The 25,471-nt window shown below is 28.2% G+C and carries 19 protein-coding genes and 1 pseudogene; 4 read left to right on the top strand and 16 right to left on the bottom strand.

Features of this window, described 5'->3' with window-relative positions; all coding sequences use genetic code 11:
- Positions 1-14: 14 nt before the first annotated feature.
- From J2Z24_RS05400 to J2Z24_RS21890, 5 genes are all read right to left on the bottom strand, one after another.
- Positions 15-1,700, bottom strand: a complete 1,686-nt coding sequence (locus J2Z24_RS05400; protein ID WP_035146655.1) for a polysaccharide deacetylase family protein — start codon at positions 1,698-1,700, stop codon at positions 15-17.
- On the bottom strand, positions 1,690-3,576 hold the full coding sequence (locus J2Z24_RS05395; RefSeq protein WP_035146653.1) for a glycosyltransferase family 2 protein: 1,887 nt from the start codon (positions 3,574-3,576) through the stop codon (positions 1,690-1,692). The genes J2Z24_RS05400 and J2Z24_RS05395 overlap by 11 nt, the downstream gene beginning before the upstream one ends.
- 29 nt (positions 3,577-3,605) lie before the next feature.
- Positions 3,606-6,185: a polysaccharide deacetylase family protein gene (locus tag J2Z24_RS05390; protein ID WP_035146650.1), complete on the bottom strand. Its 2,580-nt coding sequence runs from the start codon at positions 6,183-6,185 to the stop codon at positions 3,606-3,608.
- A 396-nt stretch (positions 6,186-6,581) separates the two neighbouring features.
- Complete coding sequence (locus tag J2Z24_RS05385) at positions 6,582-7,544, bottom strand: YbgA family protein (protein WP_035146649.1); 963 nt, start codon at positions 7,542-7,544, stop codon at positions 6,582-6,584.
- Between the two features lie 28 nt (positions 7,545-7,572).
- The gene (locus tag J2Z24_RS21890) at positions 7,573-7,650 is read right to left on the bottom strand and encodes a Spo0E family sporulation regulatory protein-aspartic acid phosphatase (RefSeq protein WP_085059019.1); all 78 of its coding nucleotides are present in this window, start codon (positions 7,648-7,650) and stop codon (positions 7,573-7,575) included.
- A 335-nt stretch (positions 7,651-7,985) separates the two neighbouring features.
- Between J2Z24_RS21890 and J2Z24_RS05375 the strand changes: the two genes are divergently transcribed.
- On the top strand, positions 7,986-10,046 hold the full coding sequence (locus J2Z24_RS05375) for a methyl-accepting chemotaxis protein (protein WP_035149494.1): 2,061 nt from the start codon (positions 7,986-7,988) through the stop codon (positions 10,044-10,046).
- Between the two features lie 33 nt (positions 10,047-10,079).
- Here J2Z24_RS05375 and J2Z24_RS21885 read toward each other — a convergent pair.
- Positions 10,080-10,139: pseudogene (locus J2Z24_RS21885) on the bottom strand (hypothetical protein); the annotation flags it as partial.
- A 180-nt stretch (positions 10,140-10,319) separates the two neighbouring features.
- Between J2Z24_RS21885 and J2Z24_RS05370 the strand changes: the two are divergent.
- The gene (locus J2Z24_RS05370; protein WP_035149497.1) at positions 10,320-12,380 is read left to right on the top strand and encodes a methyl-accepting chemotaxis protein; all 2,061 of its coding nucleotides are present in this window, start codon (positions 10,320-10,322) and stop codon (positions 12,378-12,380) included.
- 36 nt (positions 12,381-12,416) lie between these two features.
- Here the strand turns inward: J2Z24_RS05370 and J2Z24_RS05365 are convergent, their stop codons facing one another.
- Both J2Z24_RS05365 and trhA read right to left on the bottom strand, forming a co-directional pair.
- Entirely contained in the window at positions 12,417-15,290 is a 2,874-nt protein-coding gene (locus tag J2Z24_RS05365) for an HD domain-containing phosphohydrolase (protein WP_051593348.1), read from the bottom strand.
- 285 nt (positions 15,291-15,575) lie between these two features.
- A complete protein-coding gene (gene trhA, locus J2Z24_RS05360) occupies positions 15,576-16,214 on the bottom strand; it encodes a PAQR family membrane homeostasis protein TrhA (protein ID WP_035149498.1) in 639 nt (212 codons plus the stop codon).
- Positions 16,215-16,369: 155 nt separating this feature from the next.
- Between trhA and J2Z24_RS05355 the strand changes: the two genes are divergently transcribed.
- Both J2Z24_RS05355 and J2Z24_RS05350 read left to right on the top strand, forming a co-directional pair.
- Positions 16,370-17,608, top strand: coding sequence for a DUF1576 domain-containing protein (locus J2Z24_RS05355; RefSeq protein ID WP_035149500.1), 1,239 nt, complete (start codon positions 16,370-16,372; stop codon positions 17,606-17,608).
- 2 nt (positions 17,609-17,610) lie between these two features.
- A complete protein-coding gene (locus tag J2Z24_RS05350; protein WP_035149503.1) occupies positions 17,611-17,958 on the top strand; it encodes a hypothetical protein in 348 nt (115 codons plus the stop codon).
- A 141-nt stretch (positions 17,959-18,099) separates the two neighbouring features.
- Here J2Z24_RS05350 and J2Z24_RS05345 read toward each other — a convergent pair whose 3' ends face one another.
- From J2Z24_RS05345 to J2Z24_RS05310, 8 genes are all read right to left on the bottom strand, one after another.
- On the bottom strand, positions 18,100-18,846 hold the full coding sequence (locus tag J2Z24_RS05345) for a DUF2705 family protein (RefSeq protein WP_035149505.1): 747 nt from the start codon (positions 18,844-18,846) through the stop codon (positions 18,100-18,102).
- Entirely contained in the window at positions 18,839-19,759 is a 921-nt protein-coding gene (locus J2Z24_RS05340; RefSeq protein WP_035149507.1) for an ABC transporter ATP-binding protein, read from the bottom strand. Before J2Z24_RS05340 ends, J2Z24_RS05345 begins: the two co-directional genes overlap by 8 nt.
- A gap of 36 nt (positions 19,760-19,795) precedes the next feature.
- Entirely contained in the window at positions 19,796-21,277 is a 1,482-nt protein-coding gene (locus tag J2Z24_RS05335) for an ABC transporter permease (protein ID WP_035149509.1), read from the bottom strand.
- Positions 21,278-21,281: 4 nt separating this feature from the next.
- On the bottom strand, positions 21,282-22,025 hold the full coding sequence (locus J2Z24_RS05330; protein WP_035149511.1) for an ABC transporter permease: 744 nt from the start codon (positions 22,023-22,025) through the stop codon (positions 21,282-21,284).
- A complete protein-coding gene (locus tag J2Z24_RS05325; RefSeq protein WP_035149513.1) occupies positions 22,018-22,920 on the bottom strand; it encodes an ABC transporter ATP-binding protein in 903 nt (300 codons plus the stop codon). The genes J2Z24_RS05330 and J2Z24_RS05325 overlap by 8 nt, the downstream gene beginning before the upstream one ends.
- A 236-nt stretch (positions 22,921-23,156) precedes the next feature.
- Complete coding sequence (locus tag J2Z24_RS05320; RefSeq protein WP_035149515.1) at positions 23,157-24,098, bottom strand: sensor histidine kinase; 942 nt, start codon at positions 24,096-24,098, stop codon at positions 23,157-23,159.
- Positions 24,099-24,800, bottom strand: coding sequence for a response regulator transcription factor (locus J2Z24_RS05315; protein WP_035149516.1), 702 nt, complete (start codon positions 24,798-24,800; stop codon positions 24,099-24,101).
- A gap of 217 nt (positions 24,801-25,017) precedes the next feature.
- Positions 25,018-25,395: a LysM peptidoglycan-binding domain-containing protein gene (locus J2Z24_RS05310; RefSeq protein WP_035149518.1), complete on the bottom strand. Its 378-nt coding sequence runs from the start codon at positions 25,393-25,395 to the stop codon at positions 25,018-25,020.
- Positions 25,396-25,471 lie beyond the last annotated feature (76 nt).

Raw genomic sequence — 25,471 nt, 5'->3', positions numbered from 1 at the left:
TAATACCTCTTAAATTATAGATTTTTAATAAACCAATTCACAATTTTATTAAAAGAATTTCTAATATTATACTTTATAACTTCCATTCCTTTTAAAGAAGAATCATATAACTCTTTATCATTTTTATCAGTTACTTTAAAACTCACAAACACTCCATCATACACATCATCTGCAATGTTTCTTTGGCTATATCCATATTCACCCCATGCAGACTCCAAAAAAATACTTCCTTCATTTTCATTATTTACTTTTAAGTCTTCTATCATTTTCTTTCCATTCATAGTTAAAGTAAGCTTTTTCCCAATTAATTTTATATTAAGCTTTTTATTTCCAGTTTCCTTTATATCAATTTTTTCATTCTTATTCTTAGGATTTAAATCTATGGAATATATGACTTTTTTATTTCCCTTTGAAATTTCAATAACATTAACTGTATTATTAATAAGCTGAACACATATGCTGTTTTTTCTATCTTCATCCGCTCTTAAGTATATACACTGGGAACCTATAATGTTGCCCTTTAATGTTGTGTATATATTAATATCCTTATACCTTTCACTATTTAACAGTTTAATAAGTCCTTCTTCCCTTGGCAATGATGTCAATATAATTTTATCATCTGCAAACTCAGCTTGCCCTTTTATTCTTTGAAATTTGCTGGCCTTTTCTTTATCTCCTACAACAAATTCAATATTTTTTTTAGTATCATCCCAAATTCTCATTAATAGATGATTAGTACTCCAATATGCTTGTGGTTGAACCCTAGTTAAATCATAAATAGAGCTATCAGGTAAATTTAGTGAATATCCCTCTCTATTAAAATTCATGCTAAATAATTCTTTAATCCATTTACCATTTACTTCACTAGCTTTATCATTTGTTCCAAACTGTCCTGTATTTGAATGCATTAGGGCATATAAAGTTGGTATACATCCTATTTCTTTATTGTATATATTGGATAAACTTTCATAATCCTTATTAATACGCCCTTTCATTTCTTCATAGTTTTCCATAGGAATGCCCTGCTCATCTCTAATGTAATCCATCAAATAATGATTATACTTTCTATCAATTTTAGAAGATAGTTTTGAAAACTCAATTGAATTTAATTTTCCTAAATAATTTAAGTCTTTATCAAAAACATTTGTATATTCTAATCTATACCCATTAGTACCTAATTCCCAATAAGAACTATCCTTTAATTTTAATAAATCTTTAGGCATTAAAAACTTTGGGTCTCTCTTTTCAAATTTATCTGCATAGGTAAGCATTGTAGCTTTATAGTTATATTTTTCTAGAATTTTTTGAGAAAATATTGCTGTGTCTCTTCTTCCATCCTCAAATAATAAAAATAAGGATTTTGGTGGTAAGCTCTTTCCCTTTTTATAGTAATCTAGTATATCTTCTTGAGTTATTGTTACATATCCATTATCTTTTAATGCTTTTATTTGTTTTTCCAAAGCTTCAGTACTTATTAGTGTATCATCTCCAGTTCTATCCACACCAAAATAGGATATTGCAATAAATCCACTCTTTTTATCTTTAGACACAATATCTGAACTATAAGGTTTATATACTAAAAAGGTAAATAGAGCTTTTATAATAACTACTAATAGTACAAATAAAATTATTCCTTGAAATGTACCTCTTATTTTCTTAATTCTATCTTTTTTTTCAGGAGAAAAACTTTTATTTTTCATATATATTTTCCTCCTTTTTTCTTAATGTGCCAGAAGTCTTTCTTTCTTCTTTTCTTCTCTGGGCTTCTATATCACTTGGAGTCATTCTTGTTCCCCAAGTTGATTTCCAAAAGGTTACCCATGCTACAGGCATTTGCCAAAGTAATACTGCCTCATAATAAATACAAAATAGCATTCCAAAAACCCAAGTTGTACTTTTTCTAAAAAACATTTGTGCAAAACTCATCATCAATGACATCATTAATAATCCAACAAGAAAGGTAGTGGGAAATATATTATGAACAATTGGTACATAAATTAGGTTATACACAACTATTACAGGTGCAGCAATAGGAACAAATACTCCCATGTAAAAGAAAGCCGCCATAAAGGGCTCCTTTTTCCACATAAACTTTCCTGCAATAATTGATTCTCTTAACCAGGACCTTTTCCATCTCATTTGCTGTTTAAGAAATACCTTATACCTATTAGGAACAATAGTAGAACAAATTGCTGTATCTTGATAACTAGTTCTATGTCCATTTAACACAAAATTAGTCATAGCTCTATCATCTCCAAAGGTTGCCTTTTGTCCTAAGAATCTTTGATTTATCCAATTATTCATATTATCCATAACTATTTGCCTTCTATAGCAGGATAGAGGTCCTGATAAACATGTAACTGCATCAAAGTAAGCTTCCGCTGCTTTCATAATTCTAAAAGCGATATAATATCTAACAGACTGCATTTTAGTTAAAGTATTTGTAAAAGTATTAGCCACATCTGTTCTACCTGATACCCCACCCATTTTAGGATCTTTAAAGGGTTGTACCAAATTTCTTATGGCAAAAGGGTCCAAAAAGCTATCTGAATCAACAAATACAACTAAATCATGCTTTGCGTTTAAAACCCCTCTACAAAGAGCTTCTCTTTTTCCTAAGTTCTTTTTTTGAACAAAATACTTCACTCTATTTTGAGTATCAAATCTTTCTGCTTCATTATTTAATCTATTTATAGTTTCCTTTATTTTTTCTACAGAGTTATCATTAGAACAATCATCTACAACTATAACTTCCAAATTATCAGTAGGATAATCCTGATTAATGCAGCTTAAAATTGTTCTTTCTATCCACTGTTCTTCATTAAAACAAGGAATAATAATTGTTACCCCAGGTGTATAGTCCATATCTATTGGCATGGACTTGTACAAGACACCAAATAAATATCTACTTAATAAAAATACCGCTGCAATAATACTATATAAATATATCCACTTATTAAATTTAAAATATATAATACTTTCTGCACGCATTAGCATAATAAATATACTTATAAATAATAATAATAAACTAGATGTAGCTAGTACATACCTGTCCTTTTTTCTAGTGGCATATTCTGATAAACTTTCATTAAATTCTATACCACATGTTACTATTTGGTCTTTTAAAATAGCCTCTCGAACCTTGTGTCCCTCAATTTTAACATTCATTTCATAACCTTCTGGCATAGAACCAGGTGGTATTTTAAATTCTAATTTAACATTATTAGCATTAGAGATTACCTCTAATTGTTCTTCATCTTTTAACTCTAATAAAATTCCCGTAGTAGAAATATCTAAGGATTTAACTGTAAATGTACTATTTGCTTTTCCACTTTTGCATATTATTTTAACATCAGTTTCCATTACATATCTTATTCCAGCTTTTTTACTTTTTATAAAGGCATTAGGATCACCCTCATAATCCTGTAATACCTTTTTTCCTCTACGATCAATATTATTCCTTATGGCTTCTTTATCAGGAACATTTGCAAGTAGTCTTCTGTCTCTACGTGGATTTAAAAGAATATCTTTAAATTTGCCTTCATCTTTTTTTAATCTTTTGTATTTAAATTTCATACTTTAAACTCCTAATTTACTACCTAACATTATTTCTCTAAATAATCACTTAACTTTTTAATCTTATATTTCTCTTTGTACAATCCTTTTTCATTATTAGTTAAAAATATGTCTAAAGCTTTCGCTGTATAATAACTTTGATTATTCATATGCATTACTATTACATTTCCTCTGCCCTTAACTAATTCTTGTTCTAAATAACTAACAAGTTCCTGTGCAGAAGTAGCTTCATAGTCATGGGTTGAAATATTTCCACTGATACAATATTTATACCCACTTTCAAATACAGTTGCTAACCCTTCTTTTCTTAAATGTAGAGTAGGTGGTCTAAAATAAGGTCTTAATGAATCTAAATCTCCTATTACCTTAGCCATGACATTATAAGATTTAATCAATGGCCCTTCAAGCTCTTCTCTACTGGCTTCTAAAACTTCATGGTTGTAATTGTGACTTCCTATGTCATGCCCGTTTAAAGCAATAGTTCTAAGTAAATTTGGGTTGCTATTTGATACACCGCTGTTCATATCTGTATATTTTGATATTACAAAAAAACTTGCCTTTACTTTGTGTTTATTTAATATATCCAGTATTTCATTAACTATTGGATCTCCTCCCCAATCATCAAAGCTAAAGAATATAACACTTTCACCATTGGTATCAATGGTTCCAGTTTTATCAATAGATAATTTTTCATCTTCAGTAAAATCTGCTAAATCTACATCTTCATTACCTATATAATTAGTTTTCATAATTCTCAATGCATCTTCATATGTTCTTTTTTTCATAGGAATTATATTTGTTTTAATATTATATCTTCCTGACTTAGCTGGAGCTTCTATAGTATTTTGTAGATTACTTAATGTTACTACTGAATATTCTAATGGTTTTTGCCCTAAATTATAGGATTGTAATTCCTTATTATATTTGTGAGCATAGCCATTTTGAACATAATTTTTAGTTAACAGTTCAATTATATTGGCAACAACATCATCATTTTTAAATAAATCCGAATCTAATCTAAAATAAACTATTTCTCCTTTTTTAAGAGATACATATGAATTTATATTAAAATAACTAGGCACAATTTCTGTAGCATCCATGTTTCTATATTTACCAAGAATAGGTGCCTTTGAATAAGTAAATAATTCATAATCTTTTAAAGAAGGCATATTAGTCATTGCTGATAAAGCTTCTTGAACTTTATCATTTGCATATCCATATCCTGGCATATATGCATTTGTAGTTATTCCTCTTTCTTTTAATAACTTGTCCACTTCATATATTTCTTTACAAATTTCTTCTGTAGATTTATTTAATAATGTAGAATTAGTTGTTACACCCCCATTTCCAATTTCATGGCCCTTACTTAATATTTTATTTATTCTATCTCTATAATTTAATATTTCTTCCTTTGTTACAAAGAATGTTCCCTTAGCATTAAGCTTTTGAAGAATTTTTAATGTTTTGTCTAAACTTTTTTCATTGCTTAGCCCTCTAAATGTATAGGCTAAAGCCTTTTGAGTAGTATAAAACTCTGAAACAACGGGAGAGAGTCTTTTATTATTCTTTTCTATTAATTCTTTAAAGTTTATTAAATATATAGGCTTTTCAGCCTCAATCTTTCCAAATATATTATTTTTGTTATATATATTGTTTTTCACATATGTATCATTGTTAATATATCCATGTTTTATTCCATTATCTATTCTTTGTATCACCTTATATTTTTTTACACGTGGTAATTCACATACTTTAACAACAGTTTTATTTTGATCATCTATGGATTTTAAAATCCATTCCACTATTTGCATAATAGTAACTTTTTCTTCTTCTTTATCCTTCGTTTCTTTTATACCTGCCTGCTTATCTATTGCCGGTTTTTCTTCTGTTATTTTTTCCCCATATTCAAAACTATCAAGAACGCCCTCTAATTTTATGGATACTATGGCTCCTTTTTCTAAGTTATTCATATATCCATAAGCTTCCTTATAATTTTTAAAACTTTGATAACTTAAATAATGATTACTGTTCACAACATATTTATTTCCTGATGCATAAGCTGATGCTAATATATTGTCATTGTAAACTGTAGAATTGCATTTTAGTAAAATAGGATCTTGTCCACTTATAGATTTTAAAATCTTATTACTACTACAAAAATCAGTAACTAACTCTTCATTAGATAACTTTTCCATGTTCTTCTTTCCAGAAAGGGTTCCACTTCCTATATTATGTCCCCCTTTTTGTATCATTTTCACTATACTAGAATCCTCGGCTCCTTTAATTCCTGGAATAAAAAATGTTGCTTTAATTTTATATTTATCTAAAGCATCTATTATTTTTTTCATAGTATCTTTATTACTAAGTCCTTCAAATGATAATGATACTACATTTGATGATGTATTAATATTTGTTATAATGTCTGCCTTTTTACTACTATCTAATAACTTTAATGCCTCTTTAATTTCCTTTGATGCATCATAGTCACTTTTTTTATTTATAATTATTTTTCCCTGGCTAGTATCTACATTATAATTTTTATATATAAACATCCCTATAAAAATGCCTACTAATAAAATTATAGGAAAGATAATATACTTTTTTTTCATATTTTACCTCACAATCGTTACTCTCATTCTATCAAGTTATATGAACATTTATTTTCCTCAACATCTTAAAATATAATAGTTTTACCACAAAGACATTACCTCTAAAAAGAAAATAAAAATCAATGAAAAAAGCTAATAAAAAAAATTACCTGATGTTAATTTTATCAAATTTAAAGGAAAATTATCAACTTTTTTTAAAATATTTGTCTAAAAACTTAAATTTTTTATTTTAATAAATAATAAAAAGCACTTTTTTTCGCAAAATAGTGCTTTTTCTGATATATTGCCACCTATAAAGACCCTACATTAGTTGTATTTATTTAATTATTTTCATACTTTTATAACTTATAAAAGTAGACACATTTTAGGTATTAATTATGTTATAAATGTAAATTCTTATATTCTTCCTTTGCCAGAATCTTTTAATTCTACTAATTCTTCAGGATATGGTTGAAAGAAACTTTGCTGTAACATCTCTGTTATTCCAAATCTAATAGCATAGGATTTTATTATATATAAACAAGTACTGAAAGGTACCTTATCCTCTCTATATTTTTCTATAGTATCTCTTATAAATTCCTTTTCCTCTAAAGTTATATATTTTGAAAATAAAGACACAGCTTTGTTCAAAACGTTTATATTAGATGTATATCTAGCATTTTTAATAAAAGCTATTTTTAAATACCTTTCATAATCATTTAATACCTGCTCTATTTTATGTTTCTCGTGGTTTGCCACAATTTTACCTAGCTCCTTTTGTATCTTTTGATTGTATGCCATAAGAAGCATTTTATTTTTGCTATGAAATTCAACTAATTCCCCCATGCTATTACCATACTTTATTTCCCTAAAGGCAGCATTTATATAGATTCTAGTTAAAAACCGCTCCCTAATTTTATAATTAGTAAGCCTTCCTTCATCCTCTATGGGATAATTAGGAAATTTATTTATAACCTTTTCAGCAAAAAATCCTCTTCCTTTTTCACTAGCTGAAGATTTCCCTCTTCCAATATATACTTTCACATCTTTTATACCACAAGAAGGAGAACGACTCTTTAATATAAAACCATCGATATTTTCTAGATTTTCTATAAACTCTTTAGAGAATTCCACCATTTCCCTTGTAAAATCCTTCTCTGTTTTAGGCTGAATTAAATATAATTCTTCCTTTTCTTTAACTATCCTTAAAGATTCTCTAGGTATAGGCAACCCAATTTGAACTTCAGGACAAACCGTAATAATTTCCACTTTATCCTTTAGCTTTTCTATAAAATCCTGAGGACTCATCTGTCCATTATATCTACAAGCTTCAAAACCTAGGCATCTACTTACACAAATTCGTGGCTTTTCAAAACTCATTATATTTTCCCTCACTTTAAATATTATGTTATAAACTTTTTAACATATATTCTACAATAAGTTCATCTAAATATTGACTTATTTCCAATGTTTTTAAATAATCCATTTCTTTTTCAGCATTAATATACCCTTCTCTAACACATTGTATTCTAGTACTTAAGGATATTTTAATACTTATTTCATTACATTTAAATTCAAAGGTATTTGTTAAATTATTTATTTATTCCATAGTATTTATTGTGTGTTCTCTATTTGTATCATTTTTAATCCTATATTTATACATTAAATTTTAAATTACTCCCATGATTTTGTATTTATTTTCAAAAAAATATTTAAAGTTTCTATTTTCTGATATATAATGTATATAATAAAATACTATGGCAAAATTTTCAATCCACACTATAAAAAACAATTTTTTGCCGATATAAGGGAGGGAAATATATGAATATTAAAAATGTAATTCAAAAAAGTATTTTCATTAAAATGATGGTGTATATTCTTGCATCAGTGTTTGTTGTATTTTTAGCTTCCGGTATTTTTCTAGAGTTAAAAACCCATGATATTGTTACAGAAATGAATTATTCTAATCTTTTAACCGAAGCTAAAGCTGCTTCTAATCAAAATAGTGAATTTTTTAAAAAAAATGAAGTCTTAGTAAAGCAAATGCCCACAAATGGAGATATTATAAAATTCATGAAAGGAGCACGAACTAGGGACAAGATTAAAAACCATCCAGAATACAAAAATGTAATAACCTCTCTACAGCAAATACAAAAAACGGATAAAAATCTTGCTTTAGTATGGATTGGCTTAAATGATGCTAGCTATTTAGTTACTCATGATCAATGGAATTCTCCTACAACTTGGATTATTAAAAATAGACCTTGGTATAAAGAAGCTTTAGAATTAAATCCTGAACAAGTTCTTTATACAGAACCTTATATTGATGCTGTAACAGGAAAGATGGTAATTAGCATTATTCAGTCAATATACGATGAAAAGAAAACCTTTTTAGGAGTAGTAGGAATTGATTTGCTCCTTGATGAATTACCTAGTATTATGGAAAAATATAAGATTGGCAAAAGTGGATTTGTATTTCTAGTAAGTAAAAAAGGAAATTTAGTATATCATCCTGTTAAAGAAATGATCTTAAAAACTAACATAACACAAGAATCTGGTGGACTAGGCAACATTGGTAAAAATATGGTTGCTCAAAAAACAAGTACAGGAGTTTATTCTTATAAGGGAATAGATAAATACGTAGGATATTATCCTGTATCCGCTAATGGATGGTCTGTAGCTGCAGTAATAGATCAAAGTGAGTTTACTGAGAAAGTTTCTATAATAAGAAACTTCTTGATTATATCTTATGTATTAGGTGGAATTATCATTGCCCTATTGATCCTTTTAATAGGAAAAGCTATAGTAAAACCTATTAAATCTCTAGAAAAATACGGTAATAAACTAGCAACTTTGGATTTTACAGAGGATATATCAAAAGAATTAGTAGAAAAAGAAGATGAAATTGGAATGTTATCAAAGGCTTTTGAAAATATTACTTTAAATTTAAAAGATTTTGTTAAAAAGACCTCTGAAAGTGCAGAGCATGTAGCAGCCGCATCAGAAGAACTTACTTCCACAAGTCAGCAAACTGCTCAGGCAGCAAATGAAATTGCTAAAACTATAGAGGAAATGGCTAATTCTGCAGATAGTCAAGCAAAACAAACTCAAAGTGGTGCTACCAGTGTAAATATACTTGGAGAAAAAATCTCAGATAATCAAAAAATGATGGACAATCTAAATAAAGCCATAGAAAAAGTAGATGTTTTCAAAAATGAAGGAATAACTACTTTAAAAGAACTAACGGAAAAAACCATTAACAGCAAACAACTAGCAGACGAAATATATAAAATAATTATTGACAGCAATAAAAGTGCAGAAAAAATTGAAAAAGCTAGTGAAATGATAAAAAATATTTCATCTCAAACCAATCTACTTGCTTTAAATGCAGCCATTGAAGCAGCTAGAGCTGGAGAATCAGGAAAGGGATTTGCTGTAGTGGCAGATGAAATTAGAAAACTAGCAGAGCAATCCAATGCTTTCACTGACGAAATTGCTTTGGTAATTAATGAATTAGCACTTCAAACAGAAAAAGCTGTTGAAAGTATGGAGACAGTAAATAATAATACAGAAGCTCAAACTAAAAGTGTAGAAAATACAAACATAAAATTTGAAGGTATTGCAACAGCCATTGATGAGATGAAAAAAGTAGTACAAAATCTAAATGCTTCTGCGAGAGAAATGGAGATTAAAAAGAATGAATTTATTGCAGTACTTGAAAATCTGTCTGCTATTTCACAAGAAAACGCTGCTGGAACTGAAGAAACAGTAGCATCAGTAGAAGAACAAACCTCTTCTATTGCAGAGTTAGCTAATGCTAGCGAGTCCCTAGCTAAACTAGCAGAAGATATGCAGATAAATATTTCAAAATTTAAGTACTAATATTAAGATGTCAGGCATTTGCTGCCTGGCATCTTATTTTATTCTCTTAATTATTTTACTTAATGAATTCTTTACCTTCTTCATTACCTTGAATTATTCAATAGATTTTTTCAACTTATAATTTAAATAGAAAAAATTACATTTTCTTTCAGAAAAATATTTAAAGTTTATATTTTATGATATATAATGGATATAAAGTAAAAATAATGGAATAAAAAAACTAATACAAAAATAAAAACAAGAATTTTGTCAATAAGAAGAGGGAGGTAATGTATGGATAATAAAAATATTATAAAAAAGAGTATTTTCGTGAAAATGATGGTGTATATTCTTACATCAGTATTTATTGTATTTTTAGCTTCTGGTATTTTTTTAGAGTTAAAAACAAAAGATATTGTAGTTAAAATGAGTTATGATAATCTTTTAGCAGAAGCTAAGGCAGCCTCTAATCAATGTAATGAATTTTTTAGTAAAAATGAAGTTGTAGTAAGAGAAATGGCTACAAATCAAGATATTATAAAATTGATGAAAGCATCAAGAACTAGAGATAAGATTCGAAATCATCCAGATTACAAGGATGTAATAACCTCATTACATCAAATACAACAAACAGACAAAAATCTTGCTTTAGTATGGATTGGTTTACATGATGCTAGCTATTTAGTTACTCACAATCAATGGAATTCTCCACTAACTTGGATTATTAAAGAAAAACCTTGGTATAAAGAGGCTTTAGCATTAAAACCTGGAGAAGTACTCTATACAGAGCCTTATGTAGACTCTGTAACAGGAAAAATGGTAATTAGTATTGTACAGGTAGTATATGATGAAAATAAAACTAGTTTAGGAGCAGTAGGCATTGATTTACTCCTTGATGAATTACCTGCTATTATGGGGAATTATAAGATCGGTAAAAGTGGACTTGTATTTCTAGTAAGTAAAAAAGGAGATTTAGTATATCATCCTGTTAAAGAGATGGTTTTAAAAAATAATATAACAAAAGAACAAGGCAAAATGGGTGAAATCGGTAAAAACATGGTTACACAAAAACAAGGTACAGGAACCTATTCTTATAGTGGTATAAATAAATATGTAGGCTATTCTCCTGTATCCACTAATGGATGGTCCGTAGCAGCAGTAATAGACCAAAATGAATTTACTGAGAAACTTTCTATGATAAGAAACTTATTGATTATCTCCTATATATTGGGAGGAATTATTATTGCAGTACTAATTTTCATAGTAGGAAAAACTATAGTAAAACCTATTAAAAGCCTAGAAAAACATGCACACAAAATGTCAGCTTTAGATTTTACAGAGGATATATCAAAAGAACTAGTAGAAAAAGAGGATGAAGTTGGACTATTAGCAAAAGCTTTTGAAAGTATTACTGTAAATTTAAGAGACTTCGTTAAAAAAACTTCTGAAAATGCAGAACATGTAGCAGCCGCCTCAGAGGAACTTACTTCTACAAGTCAGCAAACTGCTGAAGCAGCAAATGAAATTGCCAAAACTATAGAGGAAATGGCTAGCTCTACAGATAGTCAAGCAAAACAAACCCAAAGTGGTGCCATGAATGTAAATATACTTGGAGAAAAAATTTCAGATAATCAACAAATGATGGATAATCTAAATAAAGCCATAGAAAAAGTAGACCTTTTGAAAAATGAAGGGGTAACTACTTTAAAACAATTAACAGAAAAAACTATGAATAGCGAACAAATATCAAAGGAAGTATATAAGGTAATCATTGACAGCAATAAAAGTGCAGAAAAAATTGAAAAGGCTAGTGAAATGATAAAAAATATTTCATCTCAAACCAACCTACTTGCTTTAAATGCAGCCATTGAAGCAGCTAGAGCTGGAGAATCAGGAAAGGGATTTGCTGTGGTGGCAGATGAAATTAGAAAACTAGCTGAGCAATCTAATACTTTCACTGATGAAATTGCTTTAGTAATTAATGAATTGGCACTCCAGACAGAAAAAGCAGTTGAAAGTATGGAAACAGTAAGTAATAATACAGAAGCTCAAACTAAAAGTGTAGAAAACACAAATAAAAAATTTGAAGGTATTGCACTAGCTATTGATGAGATGAAGAAAGTAGTACAAAATCTAAATGACTCTGGAAAAGAAATGGAACTTAAAAAGAATGAAATTATTTCAGTACTTGAAAACCTGTCTGCTATTTCACAAGAAAATGCTGCTGGGACTGAAGAAACAGTAGCATCAGTAGAAGAACAAACCTCTTCTATTTCAGAATTAGCTAATGCTAGTGAGTCCCTAGCTAAGCTAGCAGAAGATATGCAGATAAATATTTCAAAATTTAAGTACTAAAAGGTGCCAGGCAACAAGTTCCTGGCACCTTAACATTTATATTACCTTTTCAATAAATATCTTCACAATTTCAGGATCAAATTGAGTACCTGCATTTTTAATAAGTTCTTCTATAGCTTCTTCTTTTGACAAAGCATTTCTATAACTTCTATCACTGGTCATGGCATCATAGGCATCTGCAATTGCAATTATTCTTGATTTTAATGGGATTTCATTTCCTTTAAGCCTCTTTGGATAACCAGTTCCATCCCATCTTTCATGATGAGCTAATACATATTCCGCCATTTCTGCCATGTCGTTAACAGAACTCAAAATGCGATACCCTATTTCAGGATGGCGTTTAAGCTCTTCCATTTCTTCTTCTGTAAGAGTACCTGGCTTATTTAAAATATTCTCATTTATAGCAACTTTGCCTATATCATGTAACAGCCCTGCAGTTTTCAATTCTTGTATTTCTCCATCTGGTAAATTCATAGCCTTTCCTAATTCATTGCAATATTCAGATACTCTATAAGAATGTTTTTCTTCCCTTTTATTTTTTTCATGTAGTGTATTTATAATAGCATTAATTGTTTTTCCTCTCATGCTTGGACTCTCAAAAAGTTTCTTTTTGTACATAAAGTCCTCAGCTTTTTTCAGTACTTCAAATATGTCTTCTTCTTCATAATATTTGGTAGCAAATCCAAGAGAAATAGAAATATTTATTGAGGCTACCTGTTCTTTTGAAGCTAAGCTTAAAATACGGTTAAAAACTTTATTAGCTTTTATAATATCTGTCTTTGGCAATAATATTACAAACTCATCCCCTCCTATGCGGGATATTACACAATTATCATCACAAGCCTTTAACATTACTTCTGTAATCTTTTTTAATAATTTATCACCCATAGCATGTCCAAAAGAATCATTTATTAATTTTAATCCATTAACATCAGCCATAAATATAGTAATAGGTAGATTTTCTTCTTTATTTAGCCTCTTAAGTTCTTCTTCAAAAAATCTTCTATTATATAATCCTGTAAGCTGGTCTCTATAGCTTAAAAATTCAATTTCCTTTTGATTTTTTCTTTCCTCTGTAACGTCTCTAAATACTAAAACCGCTCCTAAACTATTGCCATTATTATCTCTTATAAGTGAAATATTATAGGAAATAATTTTTCTCTTATCTTCCTTTGTAATTAATATTTTATATTCAACTAAATCTAAAGATCTCATACTTTCTAGTGCTTTCTTTACAGGATCATCACACTTTTCCTTTGTATCTTCATCTATAATATTGAATACATCCCCAAATTTTAATAATTTTGTTTCTTCTTCTTTCCATCCTGTTATTACTTCTGCAGCTTTGTTAAACATTGTAATATTTCCACTTATATCTGTAACTATAACTCCATCTCCAACAGATAATAGTGTTGTCTTTAATAGTTCCTTTTCTTGCTTTAATGCCTTTTGAGAAATATACCTATGAGTTATATCCCTACTTAGTGCAAGAATTTCATTTTCTCTAACCTTAACTATTCTAAGCTCATAATGTGCAATACCCTTTTGAGTATTAATCTCATATTCAAAGCTTTCTAAAGAATTTTTTTTAAGTGATGCCTGAATTTTTTCAAAAGCAGCTTTAGCTGTTTTCATCGGAAGTATTTCCCAAAGAGTTTTTCCTATAAACTTGCTCTTTGGCATAATTAATACAGAATCATCCCTTGTTTGACAATCTTTAAAAACTCCATTTTCATCCACAATAAAAATAATATCTGGAATAGCAGCTACTATGGCTCTATTTCTTTCCTCACTTTTCTTTAAATTATTTTCACTTTTTATTAGTTGTTCATATTGACTTCTAAGTTCTTCCTCTATTGCAGTTAACTGATTAAAGGAGGCCTCCAGTTCATCATTAGATTGTATTAATGCCTTTCTACTCTCCTTTAAATCTTCATTTGCTTTTAATAGCTCCTTTGTACGTTCATTAACCTTTATCTTAAGAGTAATACTCCATAATGCTAATATAATTATACTTCCTATAAACACTATTATTATGCCAGCATGACCTACTAACATATCATAGAAATTCTCTTCGTCATAAACTCCTAACCATTTATTATATATTTCATCAAACTTTCCTGTAGCTTTAAGTACTTGTAATCCCCCATTAATAGTAAATATTAAATCATCATTTCCTTTTTTTGTAGCTAAACAATAATAGGTAGGATTAACAACAATTCCATTATCTTTTAAATTTGAATACTTTTTTTCTTTTATTAAATAATGACCTATATTTTTTAAAACTACTGCATAATCATATTTCTTTGTGGATACAAGCTTCAAGGCTTCTTCAACTGTAGGTACTTCAATAATTTTAATATTAAGATTTTGTTTTTTTAAATATTCACTAATTATATCATGAGCTTGAACTACTACAGTTTTTCCTTCAAGTTCACCTATATCCTTTATGTTTATATCATTTCTAGTAAATACATCTCCACTAGCTATTGCATACTTTGTTGTAAAGGAATAATTTTTCTCCCTATCTTTAGAATAGAACATACCTGCTATAATATCTATCTTACCATTTTCAAGGTCATCCCTAATCTCTCTCCAATCACCTAGCTTAATTTCTACGTCAAGCCCCATGGCTTCTGCTGCTGCCTTAGCAATCTCTATATTAAATCCAGTTAGATTGCCATCTTTGTCCATAAAACTATAGGGTGGATAATTCAAATCATCACCTATTATTATAGTTCTAGCGGAGCTTTTTTTATTACTAATTCTAGGATTATAATTGAACTCTTTATTGGAATTTACAGTTTCCTTTTTATTAGCTAAAACTATTTTTTTATAATCATTACCTGATAAGAAAACTAGTATTACAACAAGTACTACACTAAAAGTTTTATATTTTACTCTAATCATCTGAATTCTCCTCACACATATGTTTATGCAATTTTATATCATATTACTAAATTAAATTAATAACTACTCTTATTCTACAAAAAACACTAATTTCCTTCATATTGTTTTTTATATTTTCAATCAAATTCCATATAAATATAAAAATGACTCTGTTAATACACAAAATTGATATACTTATTTTAAAGTAGTCAAAAGAAAAAGCACTTTCTTTACAAAAAGTAGTGCTTTTTCTTCTAACTTATTATCATTCTACGCTAATAATCCCTCTACATTTTCACCTTACCTTCATATATTCAGTAAACTCATTACTGAAAAAAAGTGTAGTATACTTCCTGCTATTACAAATAAGTGCCATATACCATGATTATAAGGCATATTATCCTTACCAAAGAAATAGGTTCCTGCTGTATACAATATTCCTCCAATTACTAAAAACATAAATCCCTTAAATGTCATTAACAAATATAAAGGCTTTATAGCTATAATTATAAGCCACCCCATTATTATATATAGCATGGTAGAAATAGATTCTTTTTTCCCAGTATAAAATGCTTTCAAAACTATCCCCAATATTGTACATCCCCACACTATACCAAATATTGTCCATCCTAATTTCCCTCTAAGTACAGTTAAACAATAAGGAGTATATGTTCCTGCAATTAGTATAAAAATAGACATATGATCAAATTTTCTAAATAGCTTTTTTACATTTTCGCCCCTAAGACTATGATATAGTGTAGATTCTAAATAAAGTATCACTAAAGTAGCTCCATATATAGAAAAACTCACTACATGCCATGCTGTTCCTTTTAATGCTGCATATACTATTAAAATAACTAATGCTGCTATAGCTAATAGGGCACCAATTCCATGAGTTATAGCATTTACTATATCTTCTCTTTTGGTATAAAAATTATTTTCCATACAATCACCATTCTTTATATATTCTTTATATTATTTTACTTTTTCTAATTAAGAATTGCAATTTAAAAATTTTTAAAATAAATATTACTAAATTTTATAGACAATTTTTCCATTATAATTTACAATATTTTAAAATATATTCCATAGGAGGTAATATGAAAAAAAATTTAATTTATAGTTATAAAATATTAATATTTTACTTTTCTTCCTTTATTATTTTTGGTTTTTTGATGGACGGTCCTAGAAATATTCTTTTAGGACTTGAACATTTAATATTTCAACCTGATATACTTATAACTGATTACTTTGAAATATCAGGTATAGGTGCCCCATTTATAAATTCAGGTTTATTAAGCCTCATATTTATAGCTATACTTATAAAATTAAAATTAAAGCCTAATGGTGCTATAACTGCTGCATTATTTACTGTAACTGGCTTTGCATTCTTTGGAAAAAATCTTTTAAATGTGTGGCCAATCTTCTTTGGCACCTGGCTTTACTCTAAATATCAACAAGAACCTTTTTCAAACTATATATTAATAGCACTATTTGGAAGTACATTGTCTCCCACAGTAAGTCAGCTTTCTTTTTCAGGCCATTTTATTTTGTGGCAAGGAATTTTAATAGGAGTAGGCTCTGGTATACTTTTAGGTTTTATAATTTCTCCAATGGCTTCTTATTGTATGAAATTGCATGATGGCTTCAATCTATATAATGCAGGCTTTGCAGGCGGATTAATTGGAACAATGTTTATGTCTATACTTAGATCCTTTGGAATAAATTTTCCTCAAAGAACTTTATGGTCTACTAAATATACTTCTACTGTTTTAGTGTTTCTATGCTTTATATTTATTTCAATGATAATATTAGGGTACTTTTTAAATGGAAAGAAATTAATCCATTTAAAAGAATTATATAAACAATCGGGAAAAGCTGTATCTGATTATCAAATCTTATTTGGTGAAGGTATATCTCTCATAAATATGGGTATACTAGGTTTGTTTTTTACAATGTATGTTATACTTATAAAGGGCGCATTAAACGGTCCTACTATGGCAGGTATATTCACTATAGTTGGTTTTGGTGCTTTTGGTAAACATTTAAGAAATACAATTCCTATAGTATTAGGTACTATAATTGCATCTATAGTAAACATATGGTCTATTAATTCACCTGGAATGCTTTTAGCCACACTATTTAGCACAACTTTAGCTCCAATATGCGGATTTTATGGTGTTTTTTATGGAATACTTGCAGGATTTCTTCATGCTTCTTTGGTAATGAACATTGGATATTTACATGGAGGAATTAATCTGTATAATAATGGTTTCTCCGGTGGTTTGGTAGCTATTATACTATTGCCACTTATAACAAACCTAAGAAAGGAAAGATAATATTGAAGAAGTATAATGAAAGAATAGTAAGAATAGCAAGTGAATTAATGAGTTTTTCCTATAAAATAAATTCAACTAAATTCAATATAAATGTAGAATCTTTAAATGATAAAACTATTATAGATTTTAAAATATATAATGCTCATATAGATGAAAAAACTTTTACCACCACAAAAAAACTTTTATCTTCTCCAAGGCTTCATGAATTAGAAGAATATTACTGGACTTTATCCGGCAACGACATGACCAATACAGAATTAAGTTTAGTTGGTATGATGACAGATGAAGCAGTGGTAAAATATGACTTAGAAAATCATATTTTATTTATAAAATTAATAAGAATAGATTAAATAGCAATAGCATAAGAAACTACGTTAGCGGATGTAAAAAGATTTGAATAAAAATGTAAGAATAACTATGTATCAAAACAACAATACTCTTACCTAGTTATCCTTAAATACATAATTTTAAAATCTTTACCGTAGATAACTTTACTTCACATCTCTTTTATTAAATATTAATATACTAACCATACATCCTGCAATTAAACTAATTATTAATCCAACACATGCTAAATATATCATTTCCATAGGAATTTTTTCTTCTCCTAATATCTCTAAACTTAATTGCAAGGGGCTAGTTGCTGGCAAAAAATATATCCATTTAAAATTTCCTGATTCTGAGGAAAAAACATAAAAATATATTATACAAATAACACTAAACATGCTAAAGATTAAAGGTGCTATAATTCTTTTTGTTAAAATACATACTGTAACAATTAAAGATACAAAGCAGATAAATCCAATTACAGAAGTTATATAAGCCCCTAAAACATGAAATAGGAATTCCACTGAAAAAGGCCTATGTTTCACTATTATCACTGAAATCAATGATACAACTAAGGATAACATATATACTATAGCTATAATACACATGGAAGTAATTATTTTAGCCCCAAATAACTTTCGCCTTGACATTGGGTAAGAAAACATATTTTTTATGGTATTGTTCTTATATTCATTAGCAAATATCATATCTATAATCAAAGAAAATAATACAATAAAAACTACCCAATTAGTCCAAACTATTGTCTGAAAATAAGTATTTAACACAATTAAATTATCATAATAACTAATACTATGTCCAATTACAATAGGGATAATAGTACATATTAAAATCATTAGTGGAAGCTTTAGTCCCTTTAATTTCAAGAATTCACAATATACTGCATTAAACATTTATATCCGCTCCCGTCATTTTAATAAAGTAATCCTCAAGATTTTCCCTTGAAAAAGTTAATTCCTTAACCCTTATATTGTTCTCTACTAAAACTTTATTGATTAAATCACTATTATCTAAACAAGCGTAAACTTTAATTGTATTCTTATCAGCTACAACATAATCTGTAATATCTAGCTTTTCTTCTAGTAATGTACATACCTTTTTATCATTATCCACAACTATTCTCAAATGATTTCTATTTCTCTCTCTGATGGTTTCATAGTCTATCTCTTCTATAAGCTTACCTTTAGCAATTATTCCTATTTTAGTAGCCATATTTTGAATTTCATTTAAAACGTGGCTAGATATTAATATGGTTACTTTTTTAGTTTGTGATAAATTAATAAGTAGTTCCCTTATCTTTTTTATACCTATAGGGTCAAGTCCATTAGTAGGTTCATCTAAAATAAGTAATTCAGGATAATGCAAAAGTACTTGAGCTATTCCCAATCTTTGCTTCATTCCTAAAGAAAGGTCTTTAGCTTTTTTATTACGAACATCTAAAAGATCTACTAAATCTAAACTTTCCTCTACTCTTTTTCTATCATTTATTCCCATCATTCTTCTATGTATTTCAAGATTTTCTGCTATTGTAAGATTTGGATAAAATGTTGGAAACTCTATTATTGAACCTATTTTTTCATATAAATTATAGCTTTTAGGAGTCAAAGTTTCTCCAAACAACTCCACAGAACCACTTGAAGGCTTTATTAGATTTGTTATCATTCTAAGTGTAGTTGTCTTCCCTGCTCCATTTTGTCCAATAAATCCGTATATGTCCCCTTTTTCAATATTTATATTTACATTATCAACAACTTTAACATCTCCATACTGCTTAGTTAAATTTATGGTCTTAAGTATGTATTCCATATTAGCTCCCCCTAACCATTTTAATAATTAACTAACTTAATCCTCTGTTACAAGCCCTCTATCACTATAATGTTTTTCATGGTATTCTCTTATTTCATTATATAAATTAAGAGTTTCTTCTAATGTCTTATCTTTATAATTCTTTTTTATAAATTCTTCTATATCCCTATATGAAATCCTTTTTTCACTATTATTTATATATTTTAAAAGCTTTATAGTATTTTCATGATTACTTTGGTCTAATTTGTATAAAAAAGCGCTTGATATAGATCCAAGAGCATGTATATTATTCTTTTCAGGTTTACCACTTTTCAGGTTATCTTCTAAATTCTCCATATATTCCTCTTTACTATTATTATAATACTCCGGCATCTTAAATATTTTATTTTCTCTAAGTTTATTTTTTGTATTAGGAGATATATATGAATAATATATATAGTTTTTCCATGCTCCTTTCAATATTTCATTTTCATTATTTTCTTCTAGTTGCTTAAATATTGGCTCCATTAACACTGTATATGCATCATCATACCAATACTTCCCACCATATTCTGTAGGATTAAGTTTCATTAAGCTTCTAAAAGGTATTAAATATGCATTGTTTTCCTCTTCTATAAAATCACTCTCTACTCCATGCCATACATATACTTTATTATACCCTATACTTTCCCCAAACAACTCTTGTAAAGCCTTACTCTGCTCATTACATATTTTAAATATTTCTTTTGCACGATCATAATCTAAATTTTTATATTGTAAATTAATATTTTCTCCCTTTATCAAAGTCCATTTATTGTCCTTCCAAAATTCTAATTTTAGAAAGAAGGAATTATATAAAAATAAACAGATTAGAGAAACTGCAATTACCGCTGCTGTACCTTTATAAGTAAGTTTTCTTCTTAAATTCTCTCCTCTACTTACTATAAATAAATTTAAAAGAATTAATACAATTACTAAAATAATCATAAACAATATATTAGACCATATTTTCACTGATCTATTAATTAAATTTACATTAGTAGATAAAAAGGTGTGTCTTTCATGCCATCTAGCTCCTAACATCATTTCTGATATCCATATACCTAAAGATACACCATATCCTAATAGTGTATTATTACTAATATTGCTAACCAAAAGTCCTATCAAACTAAGCACTGTAGAATATATTACTATAATCATAAATGCAAATAAAGACTTTTCAAATCCACTAACTACTGCGGAAACATATGCAATAAAAATTATCCCTTCACTAATAATCCATGCTGATAAATACTTTTCTATTAATACTTTATATCTAGGTGTTCTAGATGTAAAAATTAAGAAATCCGTTTTCTTTTCAACTTCACTTGAAAAAATATTAGAAGTAAAAAATAATGGCAGTAAAGTTATCATAATACTTAACATGTACCACTCTCTACTGTGATTTAACAAGTTAAAAATTATAACTAATACCACAAAGGTAGCTGCAATTCCTTTCATAACTTTTGATTGTTGTTTAAAATGATATTTAAAAAACATAAGCTCACCTTCTATCCATTAATTTTTTGGGAGAAAATTTTAATATAGATATTATAAGAAGTAATACTGCCAAAGCTACTATAATCGTTCTATTAATCATAATATATTTTATAGCTTCTGCCGGTAATGGCATACCTGAATATAAATTAGTAGTATATCTAGAATCTATCATTATTCCAAAATAGCTAATTGGGATTGGAGGTCCAGATGTGAACATAAATATAAACATAGGCAAAAATATAGTTAATGGTTTTAAGTTAAATAAAACTTGAAAAAAATAATTTAATGAAAGTATTGCAAAGAAAGAAGGTATAGAATAAATCATAAAATATTTAAAAAATGAAAGTAATGGATAGGGGATTTCTTTAAAATATATAGGACTAAACATCCAAGCTATATTTCCTAACAATGCAAATAATAAACAATACACATATCCACCTAAAAACTTACCTATAGCATATGTTTTTCCTTTAATAGGTTGGGAAAATATTAATATAGGCATCTCTGTTACTTCATCCTTATAATAAATGCTTATAGTTATAAAAGACATTATCATTATTGCAATTGATACCAATCCATTATTACAATAATAGGCAGCATATACTTTATTCCATACCCTCCCATCAGTAATAGGGCTGTATACTAAAATTGGCGCTATTATAAATGAAATAACAGCAATAATTGTAATCCAATTTTTCAGAAGGCTTTTGAATTCATGTTTTACCACTGCAAAAATAGTTTTAAACATATTTCTTTTCCCCTTCCCCATATTTCATAAAGTACATATAGGCATCTTCAAGACTAGGCTCTACATCTCTTCCTCCCTTTTCTCTCAAAAAATTTTCTCCTACTGCTCTTAAAAAAGTTCCTTTTGATGTTCTTCTTATAGAAATAATTTCATACTTATCTTTTAAATCCAATATATCCTCTTGACTGAAAACCTGAAATTCTCTAACTTTATCTTTAGCCTTTGATATAAATTCTAAAGGTGAGCCAATATACTGTATACTTCCTCTATTTAAAAGTCCTATATTTTCACAAGAACTAGATATGTCCTCTACAATATGAGTAGATAATATGACACATTTTTGTCTGCTCAATTCCACAAGAAGCATTCTAAAATGAATTCTCTCTTCTGGGTCAAGCCCTGCTGTTGGCTCATCTACAATTAAAATTTTAGGATCTTTCATTATGGCATGGGCAATACCAAGTCTTCTTTTCATTCCTCCTGAAAATCCTCCAACTTTTTTGTTTTTCCAATTCAAAAGATTAACTTTTTCTAATACTTCCTCTATCTTTTTTCTTCTCATATTTTTATCACCTAACTTATTTAACTGAGCCATATAATCTAAAAATTCAACAGCAGTTAAATTAGGATATATAGAAAATTCCTGTGGAAGATACCCAACTATATTTCTAACTTCTAATGAATGGGTTTTAGTGTCATATCCTTCTACTGTAATATTTCCTTTGTCAGGATTAATTAATGTGATAAGACTTTTCATAAGGGTGCTTTTTCCTGCACCATTAGGCCCTAAAAGACCAAACATCCCCTCACCAATTTCTAAATTAACACCTTTTAATGCATAAAAATTCTTATTATATATTTTAGATACATTTTCAAAAGTAACCATAGGTTTCATTTGCTTTACCTCCCTGTATTAATTTTTCAGACCACTTAAAAATCTTAACTGTTCCCCTGGAACACCTAAGATTATATCAACTTAAAATAACATAACCCTTACTCAATTATTACAAAATTATTAAATATAATAATTTCTCACAAAACAAAAAGAGCGCTAAAAATTCAAACTGCTCCCTTGAAGTAAACAGTTCTATTATTTTAACTGTTTACCACGACGGGAGCACATCAATTTCATCACTCTTTTTCTATATTTTTATTAGATGTATTATATACATGTAAATAAAATGAAACTATAGTTTTATTATTTTCACTATTTACATAAATTTCACCACTATGCTTTTCTACTAGAGTTTTAGCAATACACAATCCCAATCCACTTCCCCTATATTTTAAATTACGGGATGGTTCTGATGTGTATAACCTGTCAAATATATAAGGAATATCTTCCTCAGGAATGGTTTTACCTGTATTTTCAATAATCACCCATACCTTATCCCCATCTTTTTTAGTCCTAACAGCTACAAAATCTTTTGCATATCTTAATGTATTTGAGAGTAAGTTAGATATTATCCTGTTTACTTTAATATTATCTCCCATTACAAACAGTGGACCCTTATCTAATCTTATTTCCGGGGTAATATTTCTCTCCATAAAATCATTATAGAAATTTGCCAATACTTCTGTTATATTTTCATTTATATCAATTTTTTGGAGATTCAAAGACATGTCCTCTGAATCAATCTTAGAAAGTTCAAAAAAATCTTCTAATAAAGAATATAAATAATTACTCTTTAATGATATTGTATCTATATAGCTTTGCTTCTTTTCATCAGTTAAATTCTTATCAGTTTGAAGTAACTCAGTAAATCCTAATATAGAGGTCAACGGAGTTCTTAGATCATGAGAAATATTTGAAATAAGTTTTTTTCTAGACATCTGGAGATAGTAATTTTTTTCTTGTATGGACTGAAAATTGTCCAAAATATGATTAAAATCATTTGATACATTTTTTAGATGTTTATTAGTTGTTTGTATACGAATTCTTCCATTTAAATTATTATTTTTAATACCATCTAAAGTATTATGTATTTTCTTAAGATTAGTACACATATTTATGTAAAGGGATAATACAATAATAAATGCTAGAGATAGAACTAACACAAGTACCTGATTCATTTATTCTTCTCCCCCAAACTTATATCCAATTCCCCATATGGTTTTTACATATATAGGAGATGAAGGGTTGTCCTCTATTTTTTCTCTAAGCCTTCTTATATGAACTATTATTGTGCTTTCATCAGATAAATAACTATCTTCCCATACTGATCTGTAAATTTGAGATTTTGTAAAAACTTTGTTTGGATTAAACATTAAGAGTTTTAATATTTCAAATTCCTTTAATGTAAGATTAATAACTTTTCCTTTTTTCGTTACTTGATAATTATCCATGTTTAATTGAAGATTTCCCCGTTCTAATAAATTATCCTCCCAGATATCTGGCTTACTAAAGATCAAATATCTTCTAAGCTGTGACTTTACTCGTGCTACCAGCTCTGCAACTATAAATGGTTTTGTCATATAATCATCTGCACCTATTCCAAGCCCTAGTATTTTATCAATAGGATCACTTTTAGCCGATAAAATAAGTACAGGAATTTTGCTTTTTTCTCTAACTTGTCTTAATACTTCTTCTCCATTAATAATAGGAAGCATTAAATCCAATATTATTAGTTCATAATTATTTTGCGAGAATTTTACCAATGCCTCTTCTCCATTAAATGCAGAATCTATATTATAATTTTCTTTAGTTAAAGCTTCCTTAATTAATTCATTTACTTTTAAATCGTCTTCAACTAAAAGAATATTTGGTGTATCCATAAACAGCACTCCTTTAGTTAGTTTTATGTACATTTTCCTTTACACAGAGATATTCATAGCTCGTCTATATATTTTTTAATATAATTCTATATTCTTATTATCTTAGACCTACACGCTATCATTGTATCATAATGTGCAAAAAATAAGCCAGGATAGTTTTTTAATCCCGACTTATTTTGAAATACTTGTTTACTTTTTATTACTTCATCTTAAACTATCACTTAAATTTAGAATTAGTTTGTAGCTTAACTTGAGACTTTACTTGAGGCTTAGTTCCAGTTTTAGCCTTTACTTTAGTTTTAGATTTTAAATCAGTCTTCCCTTTGGATTGTATTTTTACATTTGTTTTTGCTAATTTCTTTGTTCCATCTGCTTTTAACTTCAATACTTGTCCACTTCGAATTACATAAGGACTCTTTATATTGTTAATTTTAGCTATATACTTCCAGTCAACTTTTGTTTTAGCTCCTATTGTGCATAAATTATCTCCTTTCTTAACAGTATACTTCTCTGCTGCAAAAACCATTGTGGATGAAAATATCAATGAAACCCCTACGGCTGCTGATACTATAAAATTTGTTTTTTTATTTTTCACAATTTCATCTCCCTATTATTTAAATATTTTCAAATAAAAGGAATATTCTATAATAAAATAAAAATTCCTTCCTAAA

Source organism: Clostridium tetanomorphum, from assembly GCF_017873215.1.
In the GTDB taxonomy this organism is placed as follows: Bacteria; Bacillota; Clostridia; order Clostridiales; family Clostridiaceae; genus Clostridium_AO; species Clostridium_AO tetanomorphum.
Note: the sequence above shows the minus strand (reverse complement) of the source record. Positions and strands in the feature narration are given on the sequence as shown.

Bases quoted from the DNA above. Each gene is read 5' to 3' on its own strand.
- J2Z24_RS05400 (WP_035146655.1), bottom strand. From the start codon at position 1,700: ATGAAAAATAAAAGTTTTTCTCCTGAAAAAAAAGATAGAATTAAGAAA.
- J2Z24_RS05395 (WP_035146653.1), bottom strand. From the start codon at position 3,576: ATGAAATTTAAATACAAAAGATTAAAAAAAGATGAAGGCAAATTTAAA.
- J2Z24_RS05390 (WP_035146650.1), bottom strand. From the start codon at position 6,185: ATGAAAAAAAAGTATATTATCTTTCCTATAATTTTATTAGTAGGCATT.
- J2Z24_RS05385 (WP_035146649.1), bottom strand. From the start codon at position 7,544: ATGAGTTTTGAAAAGCCACGAATTTGTGTAAGTAGATGCCTAGGTTTT.
- J2Z24_RS21890 (WP_085059019.1), bottom strand. From the start codon at position 7,650: ATGGATTATTTAAAAACATTGGAAATAAGTCAATATTTAGATGAACTT.
- J2Z24_RS05375 (WP_035149494.1), top strand. From the start codon at position 7,986: ATGAATATTAAAAATGTAATTCAAAAAAGTATTTTCATTAAAATGATG.
- J2Z24_RS05370 (WP_035149497.1), top strand. From the start codon at position 10,320: ATGGATAATAAAAATATTATAAAAAAGAGTATTTTCGTGAAAATGATG.
- J2Z24_RS05365 (WP_051593348.1), bottom strand. From the start codon at position 15,290: ATGATTAGAGTAAAATATAAAACTTTTAGTGTAGTACTTGTTGTAATA.
- trhA (WP_035149498.1), bottom strand. From the start codon at position 16,214: ATGGAAAATAATTTTTATACCAAAAGAGAAGATATAGTAAATGCTATA.
- J2Z24_RS05355 (WP_035149500.1), top strand. From the start codon at position 16,370: ATGAAAAAAAATTTAATTTATAGTTATAAAATATTAATATTTTACTTT.
- J2Z24_RS05345 (WP_035149505.1), bottom strand. From the start codon at position 18,846: ATGTTTAATGCAGTATATTGTGAATTCTTGAAATTAAAGGGACTAAAG.
- J2Z24_RS05340 (WP_035149507.1), bottom strand. From the start codon at position 19,759: ATGGAATACATACTTAAGACCATAAATTTAACTAAGCAGTATGGAGAT.
- J2Z24_RS05335 (WP_035149509.1), bottom strand. From the start codon at position 21,277: ATGTTTTTTAAATATCATTTTAAACAACAATCAAAAGTTATGAAAGGA.
- J2Z24_RS05330 (WP_035149511.1), bottom strand. From the start codon at position 22,025: ATGTTTAAAACTATTTTTGCAGTGGTAAAACATGAATTCAAAAGCCTT.
- J2Z24_RS05325 (WP_035149513.1), bottom strand. From the start codon at position 22,920: ATGAAACCTATGGTTACTTTTGAAAATGTATCTAAAATATATAATAAG.
- J2Z24_RS05320 (WP_035149515.1), bottom strand. From the start codon at position 24,098: ATGAATCAGGTACTTGTGTTAGTTCTATCTCTAGCATTTATTATTGTA.
- J2Z24_RS05315 (WP_035149516.1), bottom strand. From the start codon at position 24,800: ATGGATACACCAAATATTCTTTTAGTTGAAGACGATTTAAAAGTAAAT.